Source organism: bacterium (assembly GCA_008933615.1).
Classification (GTDB): Bacteria; CLD3; CLD3; order SB21; family SB21; genus SB21.
The window spans coordinates 18,476-30,990 of the sequence record WBUR01000043.1 but is presented as its reverse complement, the minus strand read 5'-3'; the positions used below and the strand labels follow the sequence as shown (position 1 = coordinate 30,990).

The window sequence follows — 12,515 nt, the reverse complement described above, 5'->3', positions numbered from 1 at the left end:
TAACTCGGGTCTCCTTCCATGGCATAGTTAGTACCTCCATTTTGGTGAGAATACTAACCGAAGTTAATGAAGAAGTGTTACCTATGTCCTGAGTACAAACTGTAACCTATGTCCTGAAACCGTACCGTGTTGGATGTCGTGCCTGAAATTGTGTATCCTCCGCTCACGGTAGAGGAAGCATTGAACTGAACATTTCCGCTTCCGCTGATCGACGACGCAGCGTCCCATGAAGAAGTATCGTTGATCTGCAGCAGAGTGCCGGACGAAACGGATGCATCGGCATCGGTGAATACGCTGTTTTGATTAAATGCAAGAGTTCCGGATTGTATTTCGACGAGAGAACCGGAGTATCCGTTGAAGAGGGCGTTGATGTTGCTTACGGTCGTGCCGACGGAACGGCGATAGGTACCGTAATTATTGAATTGTGCCATGGCTCCGACACCGTAATTCAGGGTAACGGTTCCGGTTGATTGCGGATTGAATAAACCGTAATTATTGATGACCACGCCGCTGTCCAAAGTGATCGAAAAGGAACCGGTCCATTGAACCGTTCCTTGATTCAGCAAGGTCATTCTGCGCCATCGGGTCGTTGAGGTTGTGGCGGCATTGTAAGTTAGACCCGGACTGACAATGACAGTAACTGAAGGATCAAGCCCATTCAAAGTACCGGCGTTGTGCGTGAAGGTTCGGGTGAACCGCAGGAGCGCATTGAGAGAAAGGACTCCGCTTAAACTATTCATTCGAACGGCGCCGACAATAATAGAATCCCCTGTAAATAATCTGAGAGTGCCCGCACCCATGTACAATGAATCGCCGATACTTACAAGTGAGCCGGAGGTACCGTCAAACGTAGTAGTACCGCCTGTAGCCGATGTATAGCCTCCGATATTATAACTCCCGCTCATGGTTACCAGCGATGAGAATTCAACATTACCGGCGCCGGAAATAGAAGATGCGGCATCCCAAGAAGAAGTATCGTTGATCTGAAGCAAAGCGCCGGACGAAACGGAAGCATCGGCATCGTTGAATACGCTGTTTTGATTAAAGGCCAGGGTTCCGTTCTGTACATCGACGACTGATCCCGAGAACCCGTTGAACAGAGCATTGATGTTGCTCACGGTCGTACCGACGGAGCGGCGGTAGGTGCCGTAGTTATTGAACTGGGACATCGTTCCGCTGCTGTGGTTCAGTGTAACGGTTCCGGTGGAAAGCGGATTGAACAGGCCGTAATTATTGATCACAACGCCGCTGTCCAAAGTGATCGAGAAAGAACCCGACCATTGGATCGTACCTTCGTTTAATACGGTTAGTTTCTGCCATTTGGTAGTTGAGGTCGTGGGAATATCGTATACGAGTCCCGGGCTTACGAGTAAGACACCGGAGCCTCCGTTCCCGCGAAGAGTTCCGGCGTTGTGCGTAAATGATTTGGTGAAACGGATCGGCGCATTGACGAGCAGAACCGTAGTCCCGCTATTCATTCGAATCTTAGGAACGATGATCGAATCGCCCGTGATCAGATTTAATGTTCCTCCGCTCATGTGCAGTGAATCGGCGATACTGACGAGGTTGCCGGGCGAGCCGTTGAAAGTTGTGGTACCCGCTGAATTGACCGTAGTGCCGGTGATGTTGAAGCTGCCGCTAAGGGTTGTTGTGGTAGAACTGAAGGTAACATTGCCCGCGCCGGAAATGGAAGACGACGCGTCCAATATGTGCGTGCCTGTGTTGAAAGCGACAGATGCCCCGGAAGAAATAAAAAACGAACCCGCAGTAGAAGAACTGCCGCCGGCCAGAGCCAGAGAACCAGTTGTCACATATACATTTCCGCTATTAGTGAGGTTGCCGCTCAGGCTTACCGTTCCGGACGTCAACATACTGTCCTGGTTAATTATCGGAGGACCGAAGTTAGAAAAAAGTCGCACGGTGCCTTGGTTAATAATTCGCGTCGCCGAATACGAACCTCCCGTCATTTGAAATACGCCATTGGACAATATAAATAAAGTATCGATTACTCCGTTAACATTGCCTGGATTGATCAGGGTTTGTATGCCGGAAGAAGCGCCGAGATAAATTGTAGATACCGAAGCGTTGTTTGCATTATACGTTACGGTGTATGTACCATCCAAATTGATGTAAACGGTATCGGTTCCGGTCGGCACGCCGCTTGGCGTCCAGTTAGCAGGTGTATTCCATGTACCGCCGCTGGCATTATTCCATGTCTTCGTGCCGGCAAACACATACTCTGAATGAATTGTCAGGACAGCTAAAAAGAGCAGAACTCTTCTCATATAAATCTCCTTCTACGAGATGGGCCATTAATTATTGCAAATGTTAATCGAAAAAAATCTAGTGATAGTCCAAGTAGCTTTTCGGAAAGGGACAAGAGAAAGACTGGAACGGATAAGAAATTATATTCCAATTTGATACGGATTTGGAATATTTAATCAAATTAGAAAATCCGTTTACGGGAACCGGAAAGTGATAACAATGTATACAGATCGTTTTATGGTATAAATATCAAAAAATTTGGCCATCGACGCAACAGAAATTTTTTTCTCCTACCTTGCGGAAAACGTAAATTCTTGTCTATTCAATGGTAATTTATTATAATCCATTCACTCTCAATACAGTTTCAATAAATTTCATATTTGCACAAAACCATGAACTCTACTCTTCAAGATAACCTAATCGTCGAAACGCCTGAAAACGTGTTTCTGGAGTTCGAGCTCGCAGGCCTGGGGTCGCGATTTATCGCTTATCTGATCGACTTGTTCGCGATGACTGTCTGTGTGATAGCGCTTACTGGAATCGTGAGCGTGTTTTTTGCCGTATTCGGCACGTTAATCCATGATTTGCAAATCGGCGACGCCTGGCAGAAAACGTTGGTTGTGATTCTTCTTTTTCTGATCTTTGACGGGTATTTTATTTTTTTTGAAACGATCTGGAAAGGCCAATCGGTTGGAAAGAAAGTTCTGAACTTGCGCGTAGTAAAAGACGGCGGTTATCCCATCACGTTCCTCGATTCCGTCATCCGCAATATTTTGCGCGTCGTAGACGCCATGCCGCCGCTCTATTTTTTTCCGAGTTATGGGTTAGGCAGCGCCGTGCTGATATCCAATCGGCAATCGAAACGGATCGGCGATTTTGTTGCCGGAACTATTGTCATCAAAGAACGTAACACGTCAGGATTTGAGAACTTTACGGCGCTTAAAGCCAATCCGGAGTATATTAAAAACATCCGGATTACTCACGCGCATAAGGTGCAAGGGCTGGACTATTTTTTACTTCGGGAATTTTTTTACCGGAAGAATATTTTTCCGGCAGAACAAAGGCTACGTATCGCGCGTGCTCTAGCGGCGCACATTAAAAAAGAGATTAAATTCTCCGACGGCTACGAAGATAATGACGTTCGTTTTTTAGACGACCTGATGCTTTTATTGGAAAGTAAAAAAAATTAAAGGAGATTGTTACGTATGAACAAACTGATGTTGGCGCTGATCTTGATGAGCATTGCTGCGTGCGGCAACCACGACAAGTCGGAAAAGGCTTGGTTGACGTTTTACGAGAAATCAAATTTTCTGGAGACGCCGCGATACGACGAGACGATCCGATATATTCAGCAGTTGGAAAAGGCTTCGCCGTGGGTACGCCTGAGTTATTACGGCGTTACCCCCGAAGGCAGAAATCTGCCGCTGGTCATCGTGGATAAGAACAGTTTTTTTACTCCGGAGAAAGTGCATAATACCGACAAGACGATCCTGTTGATTCAAGCGGGAATTCATGCCGGCGAGATCGACGGCAAAGACGCGGGGCTCATGCTGATCCGTGATATCGCGGTGCTCGGAAAATACACGGATTTACTTGACCACGTTACTGTTTTATTCATGCCGATATTCAACGTCGACGGACATGAAAGATTCAGCGCCTATAACCGAATCAATCAAAACGGCCCGAAGGAAATGGGCTGGCGCGTGACATCTCAAAATTTCAATTTGAATCGCGATTACATGAAGGCCGACGCTCCGGAAATGCATGCATTTCTTAAAATGTTTCATGAATGGAATCCGGATTTTTTTATCGATTGCCATGTAACGGACGGAGCCGATTACCGGCACGTTATTACCTATTATCTCGAGAAACAGATCAATATGTCGCCGCCGGTTCGCGAGTGGTCCGGAAAAACTTACCTGCCTTATCTCGAAGAGAAAATGAAAGATGCCGGATTTCCGCTGTCGCCTTACGTGAGTTTGGTTGACGAAAACGATATCACCAAGGGTCTGGACGGAGGCGTCGCCCGGCCCCGTTTTTCTACAGGCTACGTCGCTCTGCGTAACCGTCCTGCGCTTTTGATCGAAACGCACATGTTCAAGAGTTATAAACAACGCGTCGACGGCACTTATCAGATGCTGCTGCATACGATGGAACTGATGAATAAGGAACATGTGTCGCTGAAGGAAGCTATAAAGAATAGCGACATGGAGACCGCGAGTTTAACGGGACGAACGGTAGGACTGCGTTTTAAAGTTGATTATCGTCATCATTCCGTGATCGATTTTATGGGTTTTAATTATCGCGTTGATAAAAGCGATATATCAAATCAGGACTGGGTTATTTGGGAAAACGTTCCGATCGATTACAGATTACCTTATTATGATTCCGTCATAACGGAGTACTCATCCGAGGCGCCGGTGTATTACATAATTCCGCGGCAATGGACGCAGATAATAGACATTTTGAAGGCGCATGGAGTAGAGATGACGACGCTGAAGAAAAAAGAAAATATCTGGATAGAATCATATCAATTCCAAAACGTCACCTGGGCCCAAAAACCTTTCGAAGGCCGTATCACGGTAGAGTGCGACGTACAGCCGATCCGCGAGTTCAGGGAATTTAGTCCCGGCGACGTAAAAGTACGCATGAATCAAAAGCGTAATCGTGTGATCATGAATTTACTCGAACCCAAAGCGCCCGATTCGTTTGTTCACTGGGGATTTTTCAATTCCATATTCGAGCAAAAAGAGTATGGCGAAGCGTACAAATTAGAGCAACTCGCCGATTCTATGATGAAAACGAATCCGGAATTAAAAGTTGAATTCGAGGAAAAGCTTAAAAGCGATACCGCGTTTGCGAATAGCGGATACGGGAGGCTCAATTGGTTTTATATGAAGTCCATTTATTGGGATCAAAACGTAAACAAATATCCGATTGCGAGAGTATTGCAAGTTCAGCCGACAAGTAACTAAACCTGATAGCTTAAAAGTAAGGTTTCCGAAACCTTACAGGTTTGGCACTAAAAGCTTTTTTTTAAGTTCGTCGACAAAAGTACCGATCTCTGCATCTGAGAAACCTTTTTCTTTTGCTGCTTCTTCCAGCGTTCCCCACATCGGTTCCCCGCAGATCAGACAACGTATCCCCTTTTGCATTAAATAATGTACGGAATCCGGATATTTTTCAATGAGATCTTCGATGGTGATGTGTTTATTGATGGTCATATAATTTATCCATATTACTCCCGCAGATTTCGCCGCTTTCCGCAGAATGATCTCTGCGTTAATTTGCGGCATCTGCGGGACATTAAAAAAGGCGTATTTTTAAATCTCCAAATCTTTGTGCTTAGCATCAATTATGGTTTTACTAAAAATTCCGCCTCGATCACCACTTCGCTTTTAATGGAATTTGCAATGAGGCAGCTGTGATGTGCATCCTCTATAGTTTTTCTCGCTTGTGAGACGGAGGATTCGTTCTCTACGACGATGTTCGGCCTAAGAATTATTTTAGTAAACCGGTAACCGCCATCGGCAAATTCGAGAAATCCTTCGGCAGAACTCTTGTACGACACGAGCGGGATTTGCAGCCGTTGTGCAAAAGCCAAAAACGTGGTCATCGTACACGTTTCCACTGCCGCGACGAAAAGATCTTCCGGGGTCCACACTCCTGTTTCTCCTTTGAATTCCGGCGGGCTGGCTATGCGAAAATCGGGTTTTCCTTCAGAATTCAATAGCCCTGCGCGGTTTTCCAGCCATCGAAGATTCGTGTGATACGTAAATGTTTTATATTTTGACTTGAGTGTTGCGGAACCTGTTTCCATATTTTCTCCGTTTTAATTTTGATTAATTTTAATCCGGGTCTCGTATTCACAAAACCCGGATTTTGTTGCTAACCGCACAACAAAAAGGAATATAATACATTTATAATGTAATACTATATCACTATATAATCAATAAAGAAAACAAAAAAAAGAAACTTTTATTCCTTAATTCAAAACACTGTTTTTTGTTAGGATATCGAATAAACGCTTGAAATTCGTTTAGTGCATAACTATATTTTCGAGGTTATTAAATTAAATGCAGTTACGCCAGTCTCGTAAAGAAATAACATAGAATATGAATAATGAGGAACTTATCAAGGCGGCAATCCGTGCGCGCGAAAAAGCCATCGCTACCTATTCGGACTTCAGGGTTGGTGCAGTCGTAGTTACGAAAAACGGAAAAATCTTCACGGGATGTAATGTGGAAAATAGCACGTACGGACTCACCATGTGTGCAGAAAGAGTGGCGATATTTAAAGCGTTGTCCGATGGAGAGCGGGAGTTTACAAAAATTGTTGTGGTCGCAGACACCCCGCAGCCTTGTTATCCTTGTGGCGCATGCCGCCAGATCATTTGGGACTTTGCGCCGGGCTCAGAGGTCATTTGCGCAAATTTAAATAATCACGTTGAGGTATTTAAGGCAGAAGAACTGATTCCTCATGCATTCGGCGCTAATAATTTAGATCACAATAAGAAATAAACGATGAAAGAATGGCTTGAAATATTCCTGATTGAGGACCTGGCAATACGGATGTTGGTTCAGGCGTTGGTTATTGTCGTCGCCGGGTATGTCATTTCCAAGATCGTACATCTTATCGTAAAAATCATTCAGCATCGGGTTACATCAAAAACAGAAACCGATCTCGACGACCGTATTGTCGGCGTTCTTGAGAAATCCGTGCAGCGTATTATTAACGTGAGCGCTTTATACATTGCCGCGGGCCGAATTGAAAACGTTTATCACGGGAAATGGGCGCTTTATCTTGACGGCGCTTTTTTTGTAGTCATGGTGATTTTTATTACTATGCTGTTTTCAGGGATTGTCAAGGTCGTTATGGAATGGTACGTGAACGTCATTGCAGCGCGAACGCAAAGCCAGGTTGATGACGAATTAGTTCCGCTCGTCAAGCGTGTGGCCAATATGCTGCTGTATTCGATCGGCCTTGTGATCTGCCTGGACCATTTTCATATTGATATAAAAGCGCTTGTCGTATCGCTCGGCGTGGGTTCCTTCGCCATCGCGTTTGCCGCACAGGAGACGCTGGCAAATATGATCGCCGGATTTGTCATCATGGTAGATCGTCCTTTCCGTGCAGGCGATCGGATCCGCATTCTGTCATCACAGCAAACCGGCGATGTGATCAAAGTCGGTTTACGCAGCACCAAGATCCTGGACTTTGACAATAATATCGTAATGATACCTAATGCTCAGATCATCAAAAATGAAATCATTAATTTTTCATACCCTGAAGTTGCGTCGCGCCTGCGTATTGAGGTGGGTGTTGCGTACGGCAGCGACATTGAAAAAGCAAAAAAAATACTAACTGATGTATGTAAAAGTTTTGAACAGGTTCTGCCCGAACCCAAACCAACGGCCTACCTTGTGGGATTTGGCGATTCATCCGTTAATTTGGCCGTTGTTGCCCGCGTGCAACATTACAGAGAAGTGTATGATACATCCGACGCCGTTCGCGTGAAGATCTATGACGAATTTAATAAACAGGGAATTGAGTTTCCTTTTCCTCAACGGGTCGTTCATATCAAGAATTAATCCGCTTCAGGTTGAGTTTTTGATTGCATTTATTTGTTATGTCCTGTATATTCAAACCAAGTTTTTCAATAATCCTGTCTCAATTCAAAACCACTAATAATTGTAGTTTTACGGAGAGTAAAATGTTGAATCATACTTTCTCAAAACCAAAATGGGGTAGGTTCATGAAATGGTTTTCTAAAATTAGTATCGGCTTTCTTTTGTTTATGGTCGTCATCGAAAGCTCAAATAACGCTGTTTTTGCGCAAGCCAATCCTGTAGGCGCCTTTGAATTCGTTTCGCGTATTGATGCGTCGAAGGACGATGCGCTGGAAATGGTGCTAGACGGTAAACTGCTTTTTGTTGCCAATAAAGTCGCAGGCTTGTCCATCGTGGATATTTCCGATATATATAATCCTAAAGTGGTTAGCCGTACACGGTCTGTCGGACAAAATTACGGCATCGCTAAAAAAGGTAATTTTGTTTATATGGCGGACAATTTAGCGGGGTTACTGGTGTATGACGTGACGAATATAAAAAAGCCGGTGATCGTCGCGGAACTCGCAGTGAAAGGTGAGGCGTGGGATGTCAAAGTCAAAGACAATTATGCTTACATTGCGGCCGGCTTAGCCGGGCTTGTTGTGGTAGACATTACGGATCCGAAAGCTCCGAAAGTCGCAACGACGCTGCGGTATGATAAAGACTGGGACTATGCTCGTAAAGTTTTTATTTCTGATAAAGGCCTGCTTTTTGTTGCTGACCGCAAATCCGGCATTCACGCGATCAATATAGATAATCCCGCGGCGCCGAGAGAACTTCGGAGGTTCTTGACCCAATTTGCCGTCGGCATTGAAGTCTATGATGATTTCGCCTACGTGGCCGACGGGCCATCCGGAGTTGTTATTGTCGATGTGAGCAATCCTGAGAAAATGCGCCAGGTCGCTGACTTCAAACTGCCCGGCCATACGAATAATGTGGCGAAAGTCGGCCCTTATGTATATGTATCCATCGACGACGCGGGCATCCGCGCAATCGATGTTAGCAACCCCAATAAACCGAAGTTCGATGCGCGATACGATACACCGGGACAGGCATTCAGTTTAGTAAAATACGACATCTTCATGGTCGTCGCCGATCTTTCTTCGATATTATTCTTAACACACAACAAACCGCCGATCATTTTCCCCACGCCGGATAAAACGGTTGCTGAAAATCAAAAACTTGAATTCAAAGTTCGCGGAATGGATCCTGACGGAAATCCGGTTGGTTTCTCGGCCAACTTTATTCCCGAAGGGGCAACCTACAATGAAAAAGACAGTCTTTTTTCCTGGACACCCACATTCGAACAGTCAGGTAAATACGAAGGTATTGTATTCACCGTGACGGAAAAAACCCAAACAAAGTTATTCTCACGCGATACGATTACCATAACGGTTACCAATACTAACCGCGCGCCGTCTTTGCCGCTTACCGGTAATTATTCCGTGGATGAAAATAAGGAAATCGTTTTTGCGATAAATAAACCAAGCGATGCGGATGTGGAGGATGACGGCAAGTTAAAAGTTTCCGCAGCCAGCCTCCCTCAGGGCAGCTCTTTCGATGAAGCAACTCTGACATTCAAATGGAATCCCAACTATGAGCAATCCGGCTCCTATACGATCAGTTTTATTGCTAAAGATGACGGCGGCCTGACAGATACCAAACAATCCATTATAACCGTCAACCATATCAATCGACCCCCGATATTCGCCGATCTTGCGGCCGGATTTACGACAGATGAAAATAGCCCTTTTACATTCAATATTCAGGCTTCCGATCCTGACAATGAAGACGCGGGCAAGCTGGATTATGCCGGGTTTAACTTACCTGCCGGCGCTGTGTTTGACAAGTCTTCGCAGTCGTTTAACTGGACGCCGACGTACGATCAGTCCGGAAAATATGAAGGTATATATTTCATTGTCAAAGATGTCGACGGATTATCTGATACGGTAAATACAACCGTAACGGTCAATCATGTTAACCGTCCGCCGGTGATCGCCAGCATAACGGCCCAACAAGTTGACGAAGTCAAAGTGTTATCATTTAAAATCAGCGCTTCAGATCCTGACGTCGAGGACGATGGTAAAGTGACGATCAAAGCATCGAACCTACCGGAAGGAGCAAACTTTCAGGAAGCGAGCAATACTTTCGCATGGACGCCGACGTATGAACAGTCGGGCGATTTCACAACCCTGTTTACGGCGACCGACGGATCCGGCGCTACGGATGAACTATCCGTTCCAGTGAAAGTTATCAATATCAATCGTCCGCCGGTGATCGCGGTTATTACAGCGCAAGCAGTGGATGAGAATAAAGAGTTTATTTTGGTTGTGCCGGAAGCAACCGATCCGGATAAAGAAGATATTGGGAAATTAACATATACCATCGAAAACCTTCCTCAGGGCGCTACGTTCGATGCTACCACAAGAACCGTCAAATGGATACCGACCTATGATCAATCCGGTATTTATGACGGCATAAAGGTTACAGTCAAGGATGCGCTGGGACTTACTGCGGCAGCGTCATTTAAGATCACGGTAAATCATGTCAATAGGGCGCCGGCACTTGATGCGATAGCAGATCAGTTAGTTGATGAAACGAAACCTCTGCAATTCCGGGTAAAAGGAAGCGACCCGGATAAAGAAGATGCGGGTAAACTGGTGATTACGGCAGAGAATGTTCCTACCGGCGCGACGGCTCAGGTGTATGAAGGCGTAATGGTATTTGCGTGGACGCCGACCTTTGACCAATCGGGTGAGTACAACGTTACGTTTAAGATTACCGATCCGGATAAATTAGCTGATACGAAAACGATAAAGATTGCCGTGACGAATATCAACCGTTTGCCGAAACTTGCCGCCATTCAGCCGGCGGCAGGCGAAGAAAACAAACCGGCGAGCATCGTTATTCCTGAAGCGGAGGATCTTGATAAAGAGGATGTAGGTAAATTGGTGTATTCAGCAGAAGGATTGCCCCAAGGAGCCACGTTTGATGCGGCTTCACGAACTATTTCCTGGACGCCGACGTACGAGCAGTCGGGCAGTTATTCCGCAAAGGTAACTGTAACTGACATTCTCGGCGGAAAAGACACGAAAAATATGGACATCAAAATAGCGCACGTCAATCGGTCACCGGTCATGAACGAGATCTCAGCGCAGTCTGTGGACGAAGGACAAAAGTTGACTTTTAATGTTGAAGTTTCCGATCCGGATAAAGAGGATCAAAATAAACTGACGGTCGCCGCCGAAGGAACGCCGCAAGGCGCTGTCTTCAATGCGCAAGGTCGATCCTTTACGTGGACGCCGACATTTGATCAGGACGGCAGCTATACCGTGACATTCAAAGTGGCAGATCCTGCAGGATTGAGCGCATCCAAGTCGGCAACGATAACCGTGAAAAACGTGAACCGTAAACCGGCGCTTGGCGCATTGGCCAATCAAAAGGGAACTGAAAACCAGGCGATGTCCTTTACCGTTACGGCGGCGGATCCTGATAAAGAAGACGCCGGCAAAGTGAAACTTACGGCGGACGGGCTTCCGGACGGCGCATCATTCAGCGATGGCAAGTTTACCTGGACGCCGAATTACGATCAGGCGGGCGATTATTCCATCGCCATCAAAGCTAAAGACGGAGAAGGTCTGGAAGATACGAAGACGATTACCGTTTCAGTAAGTAACGTCAACCGCGCGCCGAAATTAAGTTCGCTCTCCAATCAAGATGGAGCGGAAGGCAGCGCGATCAGTTTCAATGCGTCCGCATCCGATGAAGATAAAAATGATAAATTGATATTCTCCATGACCGGAGCGCCCGCCGGAGCAACGATGTCATCGGACGGCAGTTTCTCGTGGACGCCGGGCGCTGGACAGGCCGGGATGTATACTGTAACAGTCAAAGTAACGGACGGAAGTTTGTCCGATACGAAATCGTGCACCATCACGGTTGCGAAACCACAGTAAAATTGCTGAAAAAGAAAGACTAACACGTAACCGGAAATTTCGCTAAGCGCGCAAAGCCGATTCATTCTTTGCGATCTTCGCGAAATTTGCGGTTATTTTTTTGTGATAGATAAGAGAAATTACATATCGGGTTTTTTATAATTTAAAAACAATGTCAACCTGAATCAACCCGATAAGCAAATAAAATTAATTACCATGACCATAGATATCAAAGGCATAGCCGAGGCGATGGAGGACCATCGTCATTATGCGGAATTTTATCTCAATACTGCAACCGGTAAAGTTATGCGCGTCAGCCGTGATATATTAGACGCCGTCGAAGACGACGATGCGGACAGCGTGGGCGAAAGTTCTCGCGGCGAAGCGGCCATTGTCGAATCGGTTATGTTCAATGCCCGAAGCCCTCTGATCGTTGTACCCGAACTTCCTTTCTCGGAACTGCTTGAACTTATGAGCGGGTTTTACCAACGCGTTTCGGATGTTGAACTGAGTAAAAAACTGGAATCCATGACGATCAGCACAAACCCGACGAAACGATTTGCGGAAATATTGAAACCGTATCCGGAGGAAGAAAAAAGTTGGATGAATTTTAAGGATTCGTTTTATCTTCAGGAAGCAAATAGATGGGTTCAAACCATCAGATTGAATTAGAAATTCAAAACCCCGCAAACGTCACACTCGCGGG

The 12,515-nt window shown here is 45.7% G+C and carries 9 protein-coding genes; 6 read left to right on the top strand and 3 right to left on the bottom strand.

Annotation, left to right across the window (positions count from 1 at the left end):
• Nucleotides 1–77: 77 nt before the first annotated feature.
• A complete protein-coding gene (locus tag F9K33_14070; protein KAB2878238.1) occupies nucleotides 78–2,285 on the bottom strand; it encodes a hypothetical protein in 2,208 nt (735 codons plus the stop codon).
• A gap of 372 nt (nucleotides 2,286–2,657) precedes the next feature.
• On the opposite strand from F9K33_14070, the gene F9K33_14065 reads away from it, so the two are divergent.
• Entirely contained in the window at nucleotides 2,658–3,455 is a 798-nt protein-coding gene (locus F9K33_14065; protein ID KAB2878237.1) for an RDD family protein, read from the top strand.
• A 15-nt stretch (nucleotides 3,456–3,470) separates the two neighbouring features.
• Nucleotides 3,471–5,240, top strand: coding sequence for a peptidase M14 (locus F9K33_14060; GenBank protein KAB2878236.1), 1,770 nt, complete (start codon nucleotides 3,471–3,473; stop codon nucleotides 5,238–5,240).
• 33 nt (nucleotides 5,241–5,273) lie between these two features.
• On the opposite strand, the gene F9K33_14055 is transcribed toward F9K33_14060, so the two are convergent.
• Together F9K33_14055 and F9K33_14050 are read right to left on the bottom strand one after the other, a co-directional pair.
• Nucleotides 5,274–5,489, bottom strand: a complete 216-nt coding sequence (locus tag F9K33_14055) for a DUF1858 domain-containing protein (protein KAB2878235.1) — start codon at nucleotides 5,487–5,489, stop codon at nucleotides 5,274–5,276.
• Between the two features lie 131 nt (nucleotides 5,490–5,620).
• The gene (locus F9K33_14050; GenBank protein ID KAB2878234.1) at nucleotides 5,621–6,085 is read right to left on the bottom strand and encodes an OsmC family peroxiredoxin; all 465 of its coding nucleotides are present in this window, start codon (nucleotides 6,083–6,085) and stop codon (nucleotides 5,621–5,623) included.
• Between the two features lie 295 nt (nucleotides 6,086–6,380).
• Between F9K33_14050 and F9K33_14045 the strand changes: the two genes are divergently transcribed.
• The 4 genes from F9K33_14045 to F9K33_14030 all read left to right on the top strand — a co-directional run bounded on the left by F9K33_14045 (nucleotide 6,381) and on the right by F9K33_14030 (nucleotide 12,481).
• Entirely contained in the window at nucleotides 6,381–6,785 is a 405-nt protein-coding gene (locus F9K33_14045; protein ID KAB2878233.1) for a cytidine deaminase, read from the top strand.
• A gap of 3 nt (nucleotides 6,786–6,788) precedes the next feature.
• Nucleotides 6,789–7,856: a mechanosensitive ion channel family protein gene (locus tag F9K33_14040; protein KAB2878232.1), complete on the top strand. Its 1,068-nt coding sequence runs from the start codon at nucleotides 6,789–6,791 to the stop codon at nucleotides 7,854–7,856.
• Between the two features lie 23 nt (nucleotides 7,857–7,879).
• A complete protein-coding gene (locus F9K33_14035) occupies nucleotides 7,880–11,830 on the top strand; it encodes a tandem-95 repeat protein (GenBank protein ID KAB2878231.1) in 3,951 nt (1,316 codons plus the stop codon).
• A gap of 195 nt (nucleotides 11,831–12,025) precedes the next feature.
• On the top strand, nucleotides 12,026–12,481 hold the full coding sequence (locus tag F9K33_14030) for a hypothetical protein (GenBank protein KAB2878230.1): 456 nt from the start codon (nucleotides 12,026–12,028) through the stop codon (nucleotides 12,479–12,481).
• Nucleotides 12,482–12,515: the final 34 nt, after the last annotated feature.

Excerpts from the sequence above, each read along its gene's own strand:
- F9K33_14060 (KAB2878236.1), top strand. The coding sequence starts at position 3,471 with ATGAACAAACTGATGTTGGCGCTGATCTTGATGAGCATTGCTGCGTGC.
- F9K33_14045 (KAB2878233.1), top strand. The coding sequence starts at position 6,381 with ATGAATAATGAGGAACTTATCAAGGCGGCAATCCGTGCGCGCGAAAAA.
- F9K33_14070 (KAB2878238.1), bottom strand. The coding sequence starts at position 2,285 with ATGAGAAGAGTTCTGCTCTTTTTAGCTGTCCTGACAATTCATTCAGAG.
- F9K33_14065 (KAB2878237.1), top strand. The coding sequence starts at position 2,658 with ATGAACTCTACTCTTCAAGATAACCTAATCGTCGAAACGCCTGAAAAC.
- F9K33_14030 (KAB2878230.1), top strand. The coding sequence starts at position 12,026 with ATGACCATAGATATCAAAGGCATAGCCGAGGCGATGGAGGACCATCGT.
- F9K33_14055 (KAB2878235.1), bottom strand. The coding sequence starts at position 5,489 with ATGACCATCAATAAACACATCACCATCGAAGATCTCATTGAAAAATAT.
- F9K33_14050 (KAB2878234.1), bottom strand. The coding sequence starts at position 6,085 with ATGGAAACAGGTTCCGCAACACTCAAGTCAAAATATAAAACATTTACG.
- F9K33_14040 (KAB2878232.1), top strand. The coding sequence starts at position 6,789 with ATGAAAGAATGGCTTGAAATATTCCTGATTGAGGACCTGGCAATACGG.